We start from the raw sequence: 17,681 nt of genomic DNA, 5'->3' as shown, positions 1-17,681 counted from the left end.
TGTTTATCAGCTGCTTGTATGGCTTTATAAGTTTTTACTTATCTTTGTAAACATAAATGTGCAGGTTTTATGCCCCTAAGCTATAATTTAAATGAAATTGACCAGGCGGTTGATTATATTCTGAAGAATGCTAAAAACAAAACTCTTTTATTTTATGGAGAAATGGGAGCGGGCAAAACTACCCTGATCAGGGCTTTGGTAAAAGCCCTGGGAAGTGAAGATCTGGCGGCGAGCCCTACTTTTTCATTGGTAAATGAGTATAGCAGTACCGAAGGCCCTATTTATCATTTCGATTTTTATCGGATAGAAGATGAAAATGAAGCTCTGGATATGGGAATTGAGGAATATTTTGAAAGTCCAGGTTGGAAATTGATAGAATGGCCTCAAAAAATTGAAAATTTACTGGAGCCTGAATGGCAAAAAATCAAGATGGAAATAAAAGATGAAAATTTAAGAATGTTAAATATTTGTTAATGAATTCTTAAAGCTTCGAATTTTATGCCCGAAAGACGTTGTAAGATTATTATTACAAATCCAAGGGGAATTAAAAGCTGAAATACTTTTTTATTATCCTAAACCGATAAAACAAGGGCTTTCGACTTACTTCTAAAAAATAATTTTTATTCAAAAATACTAGATTTTTCTTCCGAAAAAGGCGGCAAAAGTACAATTAATGTATTAATTTTTAGTGTTTTATAATGTTATAGGTTTGTTTCAGAAATCAAAACGAAATAACAAATACTAAATCTATACATTATGAAACTTAAAGCATTATTATTCGGAGCAGCTATCTTTGGAGCCAGTTTTTTTGTAACTTCCACAACTGATAACGATAACACAGGTAATGAAATTCAAAAACAAGCTGTCGACAAAAGAACAATCAAAATTCCTGCTGCTGGGTAGTTTCATAGCTATTTCTATAGCATTTTCACCCTATTTATTTTATCTCTATGAAATTTTCCCAAGTGGTCGTACTTGGGAAACTTCTTTATTTACCTACGAGAGTTTATATTACGAAAATGTAATGACCGCAGCCTGGACTTATTTAGGTAAGCTTACTCCTTTATTTCTTCTACTTATTTGGTTTTTCACCTGTAAACATTGGTGGTATCATATAATATTGATACCAATGGCCATGTACACCTATCAAATCGTTGTTACATTTTATCAGGATGTCTATTTAGAAACTGCCTATATAATGGATACAGATGGTTTAATATACCTTGCCCCCTTTTTTATTGCTATTCTTTCTATAGTTTACCTTATCAGAATAAAAATTTTCGATAGGGTATACGGTATTGATCTAAGCGAAATTGAGGAAACCGACGTATCTGTGATGTCTCCACTTTCAGAACGGGATCGCAGGGATCTGTATGAATTTCGGAGTGACGGCTACGAAGAAGAACTCCAGGAAGATTACTACCAGAAACTTTAATTGTAGCTATTCTCCAAAATAGTTGTATTTTAATTCTTTAAAGTTTCACAAGTCTTAATATGGGAAAACAGGTCTCCCCTTTTACCAAAGAACAACTCATTCCTCAGGAAGAAACCCTGGAAATTTTCAAGAACAAGGGCAAACTCTTTATTGGGCTACCCAAAGAAACTTCCTACCAGGAAAAACGAATATGTTTAAGCCCCGATGCGGTAGCAGCTATTACAGCCCACGGCCACCGGGTGATGATCGAATCGGGTGCAGGACAATGGGCTCGTTTTAGTGACAAAGATTATTCAGAGGCCGGGGCCGAGATCACCAAAGACACCAGGAAGGTCTTTTCCTGTCCCACTATATTAAAAGTGGAACCACCTTCCATGGACGAATTGGAACTCATCAACCCTCAAACGATATTAATTTCAGCACTTCAGCTAAAGACCCAATCCAAGCAATACTTTCAGAAACTGGCAGAAAAGCGTATCACTGCGCTCGCTTTTGAATTCATACGGGATGACGATGGGAGTTATCCAATAGTAAGAGCCATGAGTGAAATTGCCGGAACAGCCTCGGTCCTGATCGCTTCAGAAATAATGAGCAATCACGTAAAAGGTAATGGCTTGATGTTTGGTAATATTAGCGGGGTGCCCCCTATCGAGGTTGTGGTCCTGGGTGCAGGCACCGTAGGCGAATTTGCCACCCGTTCTTCTTTAGGCCTGGGAGCCAGGGTAAAGGTTTTTGACAGCTCGCTTACAAAACTTAGAAATATTCAGTCTAATCTTGGAAACACCTTTTACACCTCCACCATACAGCCCAAAAATTTAAGCAAGGCCATAAAACGCTGTGATGTTTTAATTGGGGCGGTGAGAGGAAAAAACCGCTCCCCCGTACTTATTACCGACGATATGGTGCAAACGATGAAACGTGGAGCCGTAATTATAGATGTGAGCATAGATATGGGCGGTTGTGTAGAAACCAGCGAAATTACCTCCCATGATCAACCTATTTTCACCAAACACAACATTATACATTATTGCGTGCCCAATATTCCTTCTCGTTACGCCAGAACTTCGTCACTTTCCATAAGCAATATCTTCACCCCGTACCTGTTACATATAGCAGAAGAAGGCGGACTGGAAAACACCCTGAGATTTGACAAAGGTTTAAGAAATGGTTTGTACTTTTACCACGGAATTTTGACCAATAAATCTATAGCAGATTGGTTTGATCTTTCTTACAGAGACATCAATTTGCTCATTTTTTAAGCTGAAGTTCCAAAAATATAAATCATCTTATTATAAGATTTTCAAGCAGACATCTTAAATGAAATTAATTCATCGTATAGCTTACTTCTCGGTAGGATTGTTTTTCGGAATTGTGCTTTTGATATTTTTCCTTGGCGGAAAAAGAGCCTCCTGTGATTACACCCCCACCGACAGAGTCCTGAAAAATATCCGCACAAAATCCAGGGCGTTTTCTCCTGAAGTTTTAAACTATTTTGAAGCTAATAAACTTGATACCGCAAGGGTTTCACAAATGCTGGAAACAGGAGATGTAGATTTTAATAGAAGTAATACCAAAGGAGATCCCTGCAATGTATACCTCGTTTTTGAAGAAATTGACTCCGAAATTCTCGAGCTTCAAATTGAAAATTGCGACAGCCTGGCAACCCTTAAAACCGCTAAACTTATCAAAAAATAAGAAAAGCTGCCTGAAAGGAATTCAGAATAATTCATAACCCTTCAAACAGCCTTTTTTAATTTATAGGATCTGGGCGGTGTGCTCTTTGGTTTTCACTTTTTTGATCACATCTTCAATCTTACCCTCCTCGTCAATAATGAAGGTGGTTCGGTGAATGCCATCATATTCTTTTCCCATAAATTTTTTAGGGCCCCAAACACCATAGGCGTTAATAACCTCTTTATCCTCATCGGCAAGCAGCGGAAAAGGGAAGTCATATTTATTTTTAAAATTTGATTGCCTCTTTTTTGAATCGGCACTCACTCCAAGCACCGCATAGCCCTTTTCCTGAAACTGTTCCCAGTTGTCTCTAAGGTTACAGGCTTCGGCAGTACAGCCGGGAGTGCTGGCCTTTGGATAGAAAAAAAGCACGAGTTTCCTTCCTTTAAAATCTGAAAGTTGCACCGTATTCCCATCCTGATCTTCAGCTTTAAAATCGGGGGCTTTATCGCCCGCTTCCAATGTTGTCATAATTATTACTTTTGTGTAAAATTAAGCAATATGAACAAACAAGAAAAGGTACAGTTTGTTATAGATACCTTAAATGATATTTATCCTGAAGTCCCAATTCCCTTAGATCATAAAGATCCTTACACTTTATTGATTGCAGTTTTGCTATCAGCCCAAAGCACCGATGTCAAGGTAAATCAAATCACTCCCGAACTTTTTAAAATTGCCGACAACCCTTACGATATGATAAAACTTAGCGTAGAAGAAATCAGGGAGATCATTAAACCCGTGGGGCTTTCTCCAATGAAATCCAAAGGAATTCACGGTCTTTCAGAAATACTTATCGAGAAACATAAAGGGCAGGTTCCTGCCGATTTTGACGCCCTGGAAGAACTGCCTGCCGTGGGCCATAAAACGGCCAGTGTGGTAATATCTCAAGCCTTTAATATCCCGGCCTTCCCGGTAGACACGCATATTCAAAGGCTTATGTACCGATGGAATTTAAGCAATGGTAAAAATGTGACCCAAACTGAAAAAGATGCCAAAAGGCTATTCCCAAAAGATCTTTGGAATAAACTTCATCTTCAAATCATATGGTATGGGCGGCAATATTCCCCGGCCCGGGGCTGGAATTTAGAAAAAGATATAATCACCAGGACTATAGGTAGAAAAAGCCTGATAAAGGAGTATTTAAAAAATAAAGGATAAAAAAAAGACCTGCAGGCTAAAAAAGCAGGTCTTTAGTAATCACTTCTTAATACAACATACTACTTAATTAAGAAAAGTCTCGAACTTCATACTTTGATATGTAGTGACATTCAAAGCTCGTGAATAGTTTAAAAGAAAATTTATCGTTTCTCTTTTAGGTTTTAATTCATTCAATTTTTCCTCTTTAGAGGTGTTTTTTGTGTAAAAGTTCCCCATTTTATAATTTTTGCATTGGTTTAAATAGATAACGCAATGAATGGGGGGATAGTATAGATTAGTTTGTTAAAATTAAGTTATGCTTATCGATTATTTTTCTAAGATTTATTAAAGCATAGCGCATTCTTCCCAGAGCAGTGTTTATACTAACCCCGGTACGTTCCGATATTTCTTTGAAACTCATATCCTTATAGATGCGCATAGTTAAAACCTCCAGCTGATCTTCGGGAAGTTCTTTGATGAGCTCCTGCACATCAAATTCTATTTGTTCTTTGATCAACTGCGTTTCTGCATTTAGGTTGGAGTCAGAAAGAACAGAAAAAATATTAAAATCGCCTTTATTTTCAAATTTTGGCATACGCTTATTTTTCCTGAAATGATCGATCACCAGATTATGGGCAATTCGCATAACCCAGGGTAAAAATTTACCTTCTTCGTTATACTTTCCTCTTTTAAGAGTATTGATCACTTTAATAAAGGTGTCCTGAAAAACGTCTTCAGCAACATCTTTATCAAATACTTTAGAATAGATAAAACTGTAAATGCGGTGTTGATGCCTTGAGATTAATTGAGAGAGTGCGTTTTCACTTCCGTCCAGATATTCGCGCACGAGAGAAGCATCGCTTACTTTAAGGTTTTCCATATCAGTTACTTTTGTTCAGGATGGTAGGGGCAACCTGAGGTTTAGGTTATTTAGTTTTAAAAGTAACTTTATGCAATAGGCAAGTTGATTTTTTGGTTAAATCCTGGCTTCAAATATAGCAAGATAAATTTGACAATAACAAATAAAAGCTTAATATTTTAACATTACTATAAGAAATAAGGGGCTTTTTCCCTTGCTGCTTATTGAGTACATTTGCATTTCAAGACCATATAACATAGCATGAATATTGACGTAGAGAAGGTTGATCCCAAAAAAAATATCATCATTAAAGGTGCAAAACTGCACAATCTCAAAAATATAAATGTAGTAATTCCCCGAAATAAACTGGTTGTAGTAACCGGTCTTTCCGGTTCAGGGAAATCCAGTCTTGCCTTCGACACCTTGTATGCCGAAGGTCAGCGGCGATACGTGGAGAGCCTTTCGTCATATGCCCGGCAATTCCTGGGGAGGCTTAATAAACCCAAAGTAGATTATATAAAAGGAATAGCCCCGGCCATTGCGATAGAGCAAAAGGTGAATTCTACCAACCCAAGGTCTACCGTAGGTACTTCCACCGAGATTTATGATTATCTAAAACTTCTTTATGCCCGCATCGGGAAGACCTATTCTCCTGTTTCAGGAAATGAAGTTAAAAAAGATACGGTTACCGATGTGGTAAACTATGTAAAGTCTTTTGCCCAGGGTGAAAAGCTACTCCTACTCTCCCCTATTCATCTGGAAAATGGAAGAAGCCTGGAGGAAAAAATTAAGGTTCTCGCCCAGCAGGGATATAGCAGAATAAAAATTAAAGACCAGGTGAAGCGCATTGATGAAGCTGATTTAACGCATGCCGATGCATCTGAAACTTTTCTGGTAGTAGACCGAATTATAACCAAAGACGAAGAAGATTTTTACAACCGTCTGGCAGATGCTACTGATGCGGCCTTCTTTGAAGGAAAAGGCGAACTTTACATTCAGAAATTAAGTGACAATGAATTGCGACATTTCAGCAATAAGTTTGAACTGGATGGAATAAGCTTCCCGGAACCCAATGTTCATCTTTTCAGCTTTAATAATCCCTATGGGGCTTGTTCCAAATGTGAAGGTTATGGAGATGTAATCGGGATAGATGCCGACCTGGTTATTCCAAACACAGGACTATCTGTATATGAGAATGCAATTTTTCCCTGGCGGGGCGATAGTATGAGCTGGTATCGCGATCAACTCGTAAACAACTCACATAAATTTGATTTTCCTATACATAAACCCTGGTTTGAACTTTCAGAAGAACAAAAAGAACTGGTTTGGACGGGAAACGAATATTTTGAAGGTATTAATGAGTTTTTCGAATTCCTGGAAAGCAAGGCTTATAAAATCCAGAACAGGGTAATGCTTAGCCGTTACCGGGGCAAGACCAAGTGCAGCGCCTGTAAAGGTAAACGACTAAGACCTGAAGCTCAAAATGTGAAAATTGGGGGACATAGCATCACCGATCTTGTAGAAAAACCATTACATAAGGTAAGAGCTTTTTTCAACGATCTGGAATTAAATGAATATGATGCCCAAATCGCTAAAAGATTATTAACCGAAATAAGAAATCGTCTGGATTTTCTCTCCCAGGTTGGTTTAGATTATCTTACCCTGAATCGAAAATCCAATACCTTATCGGGAGGTGAGTCCCAGCGGATAAACCTGGCCACATCCCTTGGGAGTAGCTTGGTGGGATCTATGTATATATTGGATGAACCTTCAATAGGTTTGCATCCTAAAGACACTGAAAGACTAATTGGAGTTCTAAAACACCTTCGGGATTTAGGCAATACCGTAATTGTGGTAGAACACGATGAGGATATCATGAACGCCGCCGATGAAATTATAGATATTGGGCCCGAAGCTGGTACCAATGGCGGGAAAGTAGTCGCAGTAGGTAAAATGAAGGATATCTTGAAGTCCAATTCTCTTACCGCACAATATCTTAACGGCACCGAAAAGATTGAATTACCGAAAGAAAGACGTAAAACCAAAAGAAACATAAAGATCACCGGGGCCAGGGAAAATAATCTAAAAAATATAGATGTTAGCTTCCCCCTGGGTGTTTTTACTGCAATAACCGGGGTTTCCGGAAGCGGAAAAAGTACTCTTGTTAAGAAAATTCTTTATCCTGCTTCCCAAAAAGAAATTGGAGGTTATGGAGAGAAGGCAGGTCAATTTACGGCGATAGAAGGAAATTTTGATAACCTGGGCAGCATTGAATTTGTAGACCAAAATCCAATTGGAAGAAGCTCACGTTCTAACCCCGTTACTTATATAAAAGCTTACGACGACATTAGAAATTTATTTTCGAGTCAGAAACTGTCTAAGATAAGGGATTATACTCCAAAATATTTTTCATTTAATGTAGATGGCGGGCGCTGTGAAGTTTGTAAAGGAGAAGGTGAAGTTACCATCGAAATGCAGTTTATGGCTGATGTACACCTGGAATGTGAAGCCTGCAACGGGAAACGCTTTAAAAAAGAAGTTCTGGAAGTGACATTTGCCGGTAAGAATATAGATGATGTTTTAAAGATGACCATCGATGATGCCACCGAATTCTTCCACGAGCATAAGCAGGAAAAAATAGTCAGGAAATTAAAACCCTTACAGGATGTGGGACTAGGCTATGTTCAATTGGGCCAGAGCTCTTCTACTCTCTCGGGAGGGGAAGCACAGCGCATCAAACTGGCTTCTTTTCTGGTAAAAGGAAGCACCAAAGAAAAAGCCCTGTTTATTTTTGATGAACCTACCACCGGCTTACATTTTCACGATATAAAAAAGTTGCTAAAGTCATTTAATGCCCTGATTAAAAAGGGGCATTCTGTTATAGTAATTGAACACAATATGGACCTGGTTAAATGTGCCGATCACGTGATCGATCTTGGCCCTGAAGGAGGAGAAAACGGAGGTTATCTTGTAGCCTTCGGCACCCCCGAAGAGGTTGCTGAAAATAAGAAATCCTATACAGCAAAATACCTAAAAGAAAAATTATAGGCCTACTAAATAAATGTATATCAATATCTTACATTTTTAAAACCGGCTATAATAGGTTCATAAAGGGCTCCCCGGCTTAAATTCCTGATTTTGGCACGTAGTTTGTAAGTTTTAGGTTGTAACCCACTTCTTTCAAATGGGCTTCAGAACTTAAAACCTTACAAATGAAAAATATTGTCCTTATCTTCAGTCTGCTTTTCTTCGGAATTTCAGCTTCCGCCTCGGAAGCTATAGAACTTCCCAGAAATGCTTATACAGATTCGTTTATCTTCATCGAAGACGGCGTTGAATTTGCTATATATCCTAATGGAGAATTCGATTTCTACTTTAACCCTAATTTCAGAAGAACGAATGTGGTTAATATCTCCACCCCCCATGTAAATATCAGTTATAATTCTGGTTATAATTATGATCCCTATGTTCAGTATGATGATTATGGGGCGGTTATCCAGGTGGAAAATGTCCCGATCTATTATGATTATTACGGAAGAATAATTCAGGCAGGAAATGTATTAATCGATTATAACCGCAACGGCCGGGTAGCCCGCGTTGGAAATCTATATGTTAGATACAACCGGTTTAACCAGTTTGCACATTTTTCCGGCTACATTAATTCCTATAACAGACATTATGTTTACAGACCATGGCACAGGTATTACACCAGGCCACACAGCCATGTAAGTATCGTATTCAACAGGCCTTACAGGGCTTATTATCAGCCAAACCGCCTAAGCTATGTGCAGCACAACACCTATTATACAAACAATTATAATACCTACGTAAATAAGAATTTCTATCGTCCTGATCAGAAAGTAGTTTCTTATAATAACGGAAGAAGAACTGCTGAAAAAAGGGATTTACAAAAAATAAATACCCGTAGGTCCAGCCAGGTTGTTTCTAAAAATAATACCCGAAGGAGTGCGCAAAGCTCTTCCAGATCCAGTGCTTCTGATAATCAAAAAGCGATAATTTCCAGGAGACAATCAAGCAGTAATTCTGCAGGCAAGGCAATCCGTTCAGGCAATACCAGAAATTCTGATGCGAGAGTTACTAATGAACGAACAAGAACAAGGGTGAATACCCAAACTACAGGTAACAGAACCCAGGCCAGAAAAGCACAGGTTAGAGAATCCAGGAATTCAAGGATTCAGAATAATAGCCAAAGAAGTTCTGCTGTTAAAAAACAGGCAACTCAACAAAGAAGAAGTAATGTAACCAGATCTACCCCGACTAACAGAAACACCACAGCGAGATCATCTTCAAGAAGATCTAACACAAAGGTCCAGAGCAGGACTCCTGCTTCAAGAAAGCCAGCAGCGGTTAAGGCTCAAAGGAATACACGATCAGGTGCTGTGATAGGAAAAAGTTCTACCCGAAATAACACTTCGGCACGAAAAGTGAGAGGTAGAGGATAAAAGTTCATAATTTAATTTTTTTGGTTGGTTAGTTGGAAACCCCTTTGGACATCACAAATGTTCTGGGGGTTTCTCTTTTTATAGACTTTTCCTACGGATACCCCTTTCAATTAAATTTCGTATTTCAGAAGAAAAATTCAACTTATAGGCAATTAACACAAACAATCCTGTAATAAGAATAGACTTTAGGGCTATGCTTAATAAAGGGTGAAAAGGAAACTCCCAAAAATAGAAACTCAAACTAAATGTAAGGGTGAGGCCCAGTACCAGCCATGTTTTTGAAACAAAAGGAAGAAGCTTAAATTTGGTATAAACCAGGTAAATTTTTGAGGTATTATAAATTCCAAAGGCCAGGAAACTTGCAATGGCTGCGCCTTCAATACCATATAGTGGAATAAATACAATATTAAAGATAAAGGCCAAAACTGCAAGGAAAACCCCAATTGCAAGCACAATGCGGTAATAATCTGAGTTGAATAAAATACTGTTATTATTCCCTAGAAAATTATCATAAAGCTTAACCAGAGAAATAAGCAGCACTACCAGGATACTGAGTTCATATTCTTCAGGAATTAGTTCATAGAGTTGTCGCACATTGCTAATTATCAGAATAAAGATCAAACCACTTATTATTAGAAGATTTATCGAACTTCTCTTATACAAATTCCCCAGGCCTTCTTTATCCTTTAAATTCAGCATTTTTGCAGTCATTGGGTGAGTGATCTGGTGCATTGCCTTTTGTGGCACCGAAATCACCGTGGCGATATAGACCATGATTCCGTAAATGGCTACATTTTCTATGGGCAGATAATATTCAATCATCACCTTATCCAGATCCAGCATTACCATAGCCACAGAGGCTGCAATAAGAATAAGCGAAGTATACTTTAATACACTGGAAAGATTTTCAGGGAACAGGAAATTTATCTTTGGCCGGTACAGCCTAAAGGAATATATGGCCATTACCAGGCTTCTAATCACAAAAACAAAGGCAAGCCCATAAATAAACCATTCTATGCTTAGAATTTTAAAATATACTGCGAAAAGAAGCAGGCTAATACAGGTTCTGTGAAAACTTCCTTCATCACATTTCCAAAAACACTCCGAAAATGCACCTTAGACCAGGCAAAGAAAACCTCAAAATAGGCTGTCGCCACGGCAATGAGAAATATAAGCCAGATATAGGGTTTTACCAGGGTATTATCATCAGAAAAATAATTCAGCAAAAGATCGTAGCCCATTACCCCAAGAACTCCTATAAAAACCGAGACCAGCAAAGGGAGAAATAAGACCAGGTTTAGCAGCCGGTCTTTCTCCTCCCTTGTTCTATAAAAACTAAAGAATTTCACTAAGGTACTATGAACCCCAAAAGCCATAAATGGCCAGATCAAATTAGCAGCCGAAAGCAGAAAACTTACCAGGCCATAATATTCCTGTTCTATAAAATAAGTAAAAAGAAAAAGAGTATTGATGGCTCCAATTCCAAAACCAACATACGTGGTAACCAGATTTTTAAAAGACTGATTTAAGATTACACCCATAGCGTGATTTTACCTTAACAAGTTAGCCAATTTACCGGTAAGCATTTTTCGGCTATATTGGGCTATATGCTGCGGTTCTGAATTTAAGTTCGCCGTCTTAAAAGCTGAAAAAAGTTTTTTAAGCTTAATTTTCATCGCTTCCTTATCTGAATATTCGAAGCATTCCCCTGCTCCTGTTTCTTCTAAAATTTTTTGAACATCCCACTTTTCAGGCCCAATAGCCAGGATAGGGCGTTTAGCGTTCAGGTATTCGAATAATTTTCCAGGAATGATGCCCCGGGTTTCTATACTATCTATCTCCAAAAGCAGTAAAACCTGGCTCTTACGCTGATATATCAAAGCCTCCCGGTGGCTCACATAGGGTATCAGTTCCAGGTGTTCCTCCAGCCGATTTTCTTTTATACTTTTAATCACTTCAGGGCTCACTCTGCCTACAAGACGAAGCCGAAAGGATTCTTTAAAATCGGCATCTTCCTCGATCAATTCCCGAAAACTTTCCCAGAGGAATTTCGGGTTTCTTCCCGAAAGCAGTGAACCAATATGAGAAAAACTGAATTTTTTATCGGAGAGAATAGGTTCTGAAAATTTCACTTCATCATATCCGTTGGTGATTAGGAAGACCGGTTTTTTGGTCTTGCTTTCAAATTCGGCTTTGGTGGTATGACTTGTTACAATAATTTTATCGGCTGTATTTAATACTTCTCCCTCTAATAATTCATGCTTTTTCTGCGCCTTTTTAGTCAGCTTTAATTTTGAATGATAACCAATTTGGGTCCAGGGATCTCTAAAATCGGCGATCCATTGTATTGGTAGTTCCTCTTTTAAATTCATCCCGATAAGATGAATGCTATGTGGTGGACCGGTGGTTATCACGGTATCGATATCTTCTTTTTGTAGAAAATCCTTCAGGAATTTAACTGAAGGTTTTATCCAGAATTTTCTTGCATCGGGAATAAAGAAATTCCCTCTAATGTAGAGCATCAGGCTTTGTAACCAGGTCTGGTTTTGTTCATCGGCAATTATGCCGGAACTTATAGTCTCTGTTTCCTCTTTTGAAAACAAACCTGCGAGACTATAAGGCTCAAATATTTTTCTTTTTATAATTTGAAGGTTATCGGGAACCTCGCTTTCCAGTTTTTTATCGGTTATAGGATAAGAGGGATTTTCCGGAATAAAAAGTACAGGCTCAATCTCGAACTCCCTGAGATATTTCACGAATTTCAACCAGCGTTGTACCCCGGGCCCACCAGCCGGAGGCCAGTAATATGCTATGATAAGGACCTTTTTCATACGCTTATTCCTTACGGCGAAACCCGTAAAATAAACCTCCAAGAATTGCCAAAACAAGAATTATAGAACTCGCAAGGGCGATACGACTACCTGTATTTACAACTTCCGGTTCAAACCTGAAGGTAATTTCGTGCTTTCCGGCAGGAATTTCCAAAGCCCGCAACACATAATTTACCCTGAAGTGTTCTACCGGCTGTCCATCTATATAGGCTTGCCAACCAGGAGCATAATACATCTCTGAAAAAACGGCCAGTTGTTCGCTATCCGATTCAAATTCATAGATCATTTCATTAGGTGCCGCATTTAGCAAACTTAATTCTCCCTTAGCATTCCATTGGGTTTTACCGGAAACTATATCGCTAAACTTTTTATCTGCAATGGCCGAATTTTGAAGGTCTGTATTCTCTAGTTCCAGGATTTCTTCATTTGTATCAGCAACATATTCCAGTTCATTAACCAACCACGCATTTCCATAAGCTCGGGGGTTTTGCTGAGCCTGGGGGGCTCCATCTTCAGCAGGAACGATGAAGTATTTCACATTGAGCATATTCAAAATATCCATATTATTTTGAGAAATATAGAAATCAAAAAGTTCCTGCATACGCCCTGGTTTTGCTGCATGGTACCCACCTATACTTTTATGGAAATATGAAGTTCTTCCAGTGTTAAACGGGCTCCCACTAACATCAAACACCCGGTAATGCGATTGGTCCTGCAGGATTTGTTCATCGGCCTGGGTTGGCTGAAATGGCTGTTCCATCTGCCTGGCATTAACAAAATCATCATTATTTACATAGCGACGATCTACACCAACCAGATCGAATAAGATTAAGATTGCAAAACCACCAATAAGCAGATTCTTCCTTAGTTTTCCTTTAAGGTAAAACCAAATAAGAGAAACACATAAAAGAACAAGGATAAGGCTTCTAAGGGCATCGGTAGTAAATATAGCTTTTCGGTCTTCTTTAAGTGCCCGCACAAAATCCATCCCGAGTTGTTGCCTTAATGCAGCATCAGAACCTCCGCTAAAATCAAAAAGCACCGATTTAAACAGAAGAAAAACAAGAGCCAAACCTCCTGTTATAATACCTGCCCATTTAAGTGCATATTCCTTTTTATCGATGGAGATCTCTTTAGAAAATAACCTGGAAAGTCCGACTATAGCAAGAGCAGGCGCGCATAATTCTATGATCACCTGAATGGAGGATACCGCCCTGAATTTATTATAGAGAGGGACATAATCGATAAAGAATTCGGTTAAAAATCCGAAATTTTTTCCCCAGGATAATAACAATGCCAGAATACTTCCCCCTACTATCCACCATTTAAGGCGACCTCTTATCAGAAAAAGGGCAAAGACAAAGAAGAATAAGACTGTAGCGCCAATATAGGCCGGTGCTCCCACAAAGGGTTGATCTCCCCAGTAAGTAGGCGCATTTTTAGCAAAATCGGCAGCCTGGGCCGGTGAGGCCCCAAGTTCCAGAATGGCTTGATAAATATTGGAATCTTTATCGAGTTTTTCAGCATTAGAACCTCCCATAAACCGGGGAATAAACAAGTTGAAAGATTCAACTATCCCGTAACTGTATTCGGTTATATAAGAATAATCCAGGCCACTCGCGGTTTTTTCAGAACCATCAGGTTCAATGCTTAGCCCGGTATCCCCTCTTGTACTAAATTGGGTGTATTCCTGTGTAGCAAGAAGATTAGTGGCATTTGCACCTATGGCGACAATCACCGCGATCACCATCACCCCAAGTGCCTTAAAATACTGGGGAATCAATCCCTTTCTGAAAGCATCCACCAGGTATGCAATCCCGAGTACGATAACCAGTAGCAGCAGATAAAAAGTCATCTGAAAATGGTTTGCACCTATCTCCAGGGCCATCGCGATAGCCAGTAAAATTCCTCCAAGCCAGAATTTCTGTCTGAAAGTTAAAATTATTCCACCCAGAACCATTGGCATATAGGCAATAGCGTGAGCTTTGGCATTATGCCCTACTCCAAGTATAATTATCAGGTAAGTTGAAAATCCGAATGCCAGAGCTCCTAAAAAAGCAAGTTTATAATCAATTTTCAAGCAAAGTAAAAGGATATAAAAACCGAGAAAATAAAGGAAAAGGTAATCTGCCGGTCTGGGAAGAAACCGAAGGACAGAATCCAGTTTTTTCACATAATTATGCGGATAATTAGCTCCGAGTTGATAGGTAGGCATTCCGCCGAAAGCGGCATTGGTCCAGTAGGGTTCCTGGCCTGTTTGAGCTCTGAAATCATTCTGCTCTTTAGCCATTCCCGTATATTGAACGATATCGCTCTGAAAGATCATTTTACCCTGAAGAACAGGGCTAAAATATAAGAGCGAAATTACTATGAAACCAAATAAAACAAGAATATGAGGAAGATACCGCTTGTACTGAGCCATCAAAAAATAATTTAGTAGGCTCGAAATTAATCAATTTCTTCGTAATCGATGTATTCTCCTACTTTTTTGTTAGATCTGCGATTGCCTTTAGATTTTTTATCTACACTAACCTTAGGTTCTTTTTTTTGAGAATTATAAGGTTGTTGCTGGTTAAATTGTTGCTGAAATTGTTTGCCCACTTTTCTCATAAAGTATTTAAGGATCAATGGACCAAACCAACGAATTAATAATTTAAACCCGAAGTATACTAACAGGATTATTAAAATCGTTTTCAGAACAGCTGTAAAAGAAGCTTCAAACATTTAATGGCTTTTTGCAAAAATAAAAATTAGGCTTCACAAACGCGAGCTTTTCAATCCTAAATTAATAATAAATTCTCCTATATTTGGTTTAACAAAGACATTTGCTATGCTAAAAACAACGGTCTCTTTTCTTTTTATTTTTACTATAATTTTTCAAACCAGGGCTCAGTATACCGAGACCATAAATTCCAACAGACCGGGGGAATCCCAGGGTGCCTTTGCCGTGGGTAAAAATGTCCTTCAACTGGAGGCCGGGGCTTTTATGGGAAACGATAATCATTCGCTTTACTATACCGATACAGACATCCTGGGAGCAAGCTACGGCCTGAGATTCGGTTTCCTGACCGAGATCCTCGAACTTAATTTTTTCGGATCCTTTCAGCAGGAAAAAACTTTACTTTCCAGGGGAGCAGTGGAAGAAGAATATGAGAGAGCTAATTTCAAAGAAAACACCATCGGTGCCAAGTTCCTGCTTTTTGATCCACACCGAAGCTTAGAAGAAGATAAGCCCAATTTATACAGCTGGAAAGCAAATCAGGGATTTAAATGGAAAACCCTAATTCCCGCCGTTTCGGTCTATGCCGGGGCAAATTTTTCCTGGTGGGACAACCCTTATATGTTCGAGGGAGAATCGGTTATTAGCCCAAAGGCAGCTATCATCACGCAAAATAACTGGGGGCGCTGGGTTTTGGTGCTTAATTTTATAGGAGATAAATTTACAGAAGAATATCCTACTTACGCGGGTATAGCTACCCTAACTCACGCTATCACTCCAAAATTTGCCGTCTTTGGGGAATACCAGGGGATAATTAGCGACCTCTACGCCGATGATCTGTTTAGAGGTGGCGCCGCCTTTCTCTTCGGAAAAGATTTCCAGTTAGATATTTCGGGATTAATTAATGTTAAAGACACTCCTTCCCGATGGCAGGTTGCCGCCGGAGTATCCTATAGGATTGATATGCATAAAGATGAGGAATATGTCGAAGAGGAAGAAGAAAGCAGGTGGAGATATGAAGAAGGTGAATTCATCGAAAAAGAGAAAAGTGATGAAGTTAATTAGCTGAGAAAATTAACGGAAATAAAAAGGGTGGCTGAGATCAGCCACCTTTTTTATTAGAATATTTAAAGGCTCCTTATTTTCTGGCCATAGCTGCTTCAACTGAAGCTGATAATCTTTTGTAAGTTCCGTTTTCCAGCCGTTCCCTTATCGCGGTAAAAGCCTCTAAGGTCTCTTCCACATCCTGTAGGGTATGACTTGCTGTTGGGATCATTCTAAGAAGAATCATTCCTTTAGGAATTACCGGGTATACCACAATGGAACAAAATACGCCGTGATTTTCCCTAAGATCTTTTACCAGGGCCATAGCCTCAGGAATACTTCCTTCGAGATAAACAGGAGTAACACAACTTTGTGTTGTTCCTATGTCAAATCCGCGGTCTTTTAAGCCGTTTTGCAAGGCATTAACGTTTTCCCAAAGCTTTTCTTTAAGTTCGGGCATGGTACGTAGCATTTCCAAACGTTTCAAGGCACCTACCACGAGTTGCATTTGTAAAGATTTGGCGAACATTTGCGAACGCAGGTTATATTTTAAATAATCTATAATTTCTTTATCGGCAGCAATAAAGGCACCGGTACTGGCCATTGCTTTGGCGAAAGTAGCGAAGTATACATCAATTTCATCCTGTACACCTTGTTCTTCTCCGGCTCCTGCCCCTGTTTTTCCCAGGGTTCCAAAACCGTGGGCGTCATCAACGAACAAGCGGAAATTATATTTTTTCTTCAGCTCTACAATTTCCTTAAGTTTCCCCTGTTCCCCACGCATTCCGAAAACACCTTCAGAAATAAGCAAAATTCCGCCTCCGGTTTGTTCCGCTATTTTTGTAGCACGTTGCAGGTTTTTTTCGATACTTTCCATATCGTTATGTTTGTAGGTGAAACGCTGTCCCAAATGGAGCCTTACCCCATCTATGATACAGGCGTGTGCATCTACATCATACACAATAACATCGGCTTTAGAAACAAGGGCATCAATGGTAGAAACCATCCCCTGATAACCAAAATTAAGAAGGTAAGCCGATTGTTTATGCACAAAGGAGGCCAGCTCATCCTGCAGGCGCTCATGCATGCTGGTGTGCCCACTCATCATTCTGGCACCCATTGGATATGCAGAACCGTATTCGGCGGCAGCTTCAGCATCAACCTTTCTAACTTCCGGGTGATTAGATAGCCCTAAATAATCGTTTATACTCCAGGTAATAACATCTTTTCCTCTAAACTTCATTCTATTGGAAATTGGGCCCTCCAGCTTAGGGAATACAAAATAGCCTTCGGCCTGCTCTGCCCACTTTCCTAATGGTCCTTTATCTTTATAAATTTTATCAAATAAGTCTTTCATCGATGTTTTTTTAACTAGCCGCAAAAATACTTAAAATAGAATCAACTGTACAAAGTTATTTTTTAGCCTTTATTTCACATAAAAACAAAGGCATCCCGTGCC

The 17,681-nt window shown here is 39.1% G+C and carries 16 protein-coding genes; 8 read left to right on the top strand and 8 right to left on the bottom strand.

Going from position 1 to position 17,681, the window contains the following annotated elements:
* The first annotated feature begins 69 nt into the window (after nucleotides 1-69).
* The 4 genes from tsaE to BUW93_RS07905 all read left to right on the top strand — a co-directional run bounded on the left by tsaE (nucleotide 70) and on the right by BUW93_RS07905 (nucleotide 3,130).
* The gene (gene tsaE, locus BUW93_RS07920; RefSeq protein WP_081210885.1) at nucleotides 70-474 is read left to right on the top strand and encodes a tRNA (adenosine(37)-N6)-threonylcarbamoyltransferase complex ATPase subunit type 1 TsaE; all 405 of its coding nucleotides are present in this window, start codon (nucleotides 70-72) and stop codon (nucleotides 472-474) included.
* Nucleotides 475-844: 370 nt separating this feature from the next.
* The gene (locus BUW93_RS07915) at nucleotides 845-1,435 is read left to right on the top strand and encodes a hypothetical protein (protein WP_081210883.1); all 591 of its coding nucleotides are present in this window, start codon (nucleotides 845-847) and stop codon (nucleotides 1,433-1,435) included.
* Between the two features lie 59 nt (nucleotides 1,436-1,494).
* Nucleotides 1,495-2,694 (top strand): alanine dehydrogenase, encoded by a 1,200-nt coding sequence (locus tag BUW93_RS07910; protein ID WP_081210881.1) that lies wholly within the window; start codon nucleotides 1,495-1,497, stop codon nucleotides 2,692-2,694.
* Between the two features lie 58 nt (nucleotides 2,695-2,752).
* Nucleotides 2,753-3,130, top strand: a complete 378-nt coding sequence (locus BUW93_RS07905) for a DUF4258 domain-containing protein (RefSeq protein ID WP_081210879.1) — start codon at nucleotides 2,753-2,755, stop codon at nucleotides 3,128-3,130.
* Between the two features lie 60 nt (nucleotides 3,131-3,190).
* On the opposite strand, the gene bcp is transcribed toward BUW93_RS07905, so the two are convergent.
* Nucleotides 3,191-3,640, bottom strand: a complete 450-nt coding sequence (bcp, locus tag BUW93_RS07900) for a thioredoxin-dependent thiol peroxidase (protein ID WP_081210877.1) — start codon at nucleotides 3,638-3,640, stop codon at nucleotides 3,191-3,193.
* Between the two features lie 30 nt (nucleotides 3,641-3,670).
* On the opposite strand from bcp, the gene BUW93_RS07895 reads away from it, so the two are divergent.
* Nucleotides 3,671-4,327 carry an endonuclease III domain-containing protein gene (locus BUW93_RS07895; RefSeq protein ID WP_081210875.1) on the top strand — a complete coding sequence of 219 codons (657 nt, stop codon included), beginning with the start codon at nucleotides 3,671-3,673 and terminating at the stop codon, nucleotides 4,325-4,327.
* A 274-nt stretch (nucleotides 4,328-4,601) separates the two neighbouring features.
* Here BUW93_RS07895 and BUW93_RS07890 read toward each other — a convergent pair whose 3' ends face one another.
* Nucleotides 4,602-5,186, bottom strand: a complete 585-nt coding sequence (locus BUW93_RS07890; RefSeq protein WP_081210873.1) for an RNA polymerase sigma factor — start codon at nucleotides 5,184-5,186, stop codon at nucleotides 4,602-4,604.
* Nucleotides 5,187-5,426: 240 nt separating this feature from the next.
* Here BUW93_RS07890 and uvrA point away from each other — a divergent pair, with 240 nt between their 5' ends.
* Both uvrA and BUW93_RS07880 read left to right on the top strand, forming a co-directional pair.
* Complete coding sequence (gene uvrA / locus BUW93_RS07885) at nucleotides 5,427-8,213, top strand: excinuclease ABC subunit UvrA (protein WP_081210871.1); 2,787 nt, start codon at nucleotides 5,427-5,429, stop codon at nucleotides 8,211-8,213.
* Between the two features lie 164 nt (nucleotides 8,214-8,377).
* Nucleotides 8,378-9,628, top strand: a complete 1,251-nt coding sequence (locus tag BUW93_RS07880) for a hypothetical protein (protein WP_081210869.1) — start codon at nucleotides 8,378-8,380, stop codon at nucleotides 9,626-9,628.
* A 78-nt stretch (nucleotides 9,629-9,706) separates the two neighbouring features.
* Here BUW93_RS07880 and BUW93_RS15150 read toward each other — a convergent pair whose 3' ends face one another.
* The 5 genes from BUW93_RS15150 to BUW93_RS07860 are packed head-to-tail and all read right to left on the bottom strand — an operon-like array spanning nucleotide 9,707 to nucleotide 15,183.
* Nucleotides 9,707-10,591: a polysaccharide biosynthesis C-terminal domain-containing protein gene (locus BUW93_RS15150; RefSeq protein ID WP_317042190.1), complete on the bottom strand. Its 885-nt coding sequence runs from the start codon at nucleotides 10,589-10,591 to the stop codon at nucleotides 9,707-9,709.
* Between the two features lie 56 nt (nucleotides 10,592-10,647).
* The gene (locus BUW93_RS15145) at nucleotides 10,648-11,169 is read right to left on the bottom strand and encodes a polysaccharide biosynthesis protein (RefSeq protein WP_317042189.1); all 522 of its coding nucleotides are present in this window, start codon (nucleotides 11,167-11,169) and stop codon (nucleotides 10,648-10,650) included.
* A gap of 9 nt (nucleotides 11,170-11,178) precedes the next feature.
* On the bottom strand, nucleotides 11,179-12,459 hold the full coding sequence (locus tag BUW93_RS07870; protein ID WP_081210867.1) for a glycosyltransferase family 4 protein: 1,281 nt from the start codon (nucleotides 12,457-12,459) through the stop codon (nucleotides 11,179-11,181).
* Nucleotides 12,460-12,463: 4 nt separating this feature from the next.
* A complete protein-coding gene (locus BUW93_RS07865; protein ID WP_081210865.1) occupies nucleotides 12,464-14,881 on the bottom strand; it encodes a YfhO family protein in 2,418 nt (805 codons plus the stop codon).
* A 26-nt stretch (nucleotides 14,882-14,907) separates the two neighbouring features.
* Nucleotides 14,908-15,183, bottom strand: coding sequence for a DUF4834 family protein (locus BUW93_RS07860; RefSeq protein ID WP_081210863.1), 276 nt, complete (start codon nucleotides 15,181-15,183; stop codon nucleotides 14,908-14,910).
* 106 nt (nucleotides 15,184-15,289) lie between these two features.
* On the opposite strand from BUW93_RS07860, the gene BUW93_RS07855 reads away from it, so the two are divergent.
* On the top strand, nucleotides 15,290-16,243 hold the full coding sequence (locus tag BUW93_RS07855) for a transporter (protein ID WP_081210861.1): 954 nt from the start codon (nucleotides 15,290-15,292) through the stop codon (nucleotides 16,241-16,243).
* A 73-nt stretch (nucleotides 16,244-16,316) separates the two neighbouring features.
* On the opposite strand, the gene BUW93_RS07850 is transcribed toward BUW93_RS07855, so the two are convergent.
* Nucleotides 16,317-17,579: an aminotransferase class I/II-fold pyridoxal phosphate-dependent enzyme gene (locus BUW93_RS07850; protein ID WP_081210859.1), complete on the bottom strand. Its 1,263-nt coding sequence runs from the start codon at nucleotides 17,577-17,579 to the stop codon at nucleotides 16,317-16,319.
* Nucleotides 17,580-17,681 lie beyond the last annotated feature (102 nt).

It is taken from the genome of Salegentibacter sediminis (assembly GCF_002078605.1).
In the GTDB taxonomy this organism is placed as follows: domain Bacteria; phylum Bacteroidota; class Bacteroidia; order Flavobacteriales; family Flavobacteriaceae; genus Salegentibacter; species Salegentibacter sediminis.
The sequence above is the reverse complement of the archived record's forward strand: the minus strand, read 5'-3'. Positions and strand labels throughout refer to the sequence as shown.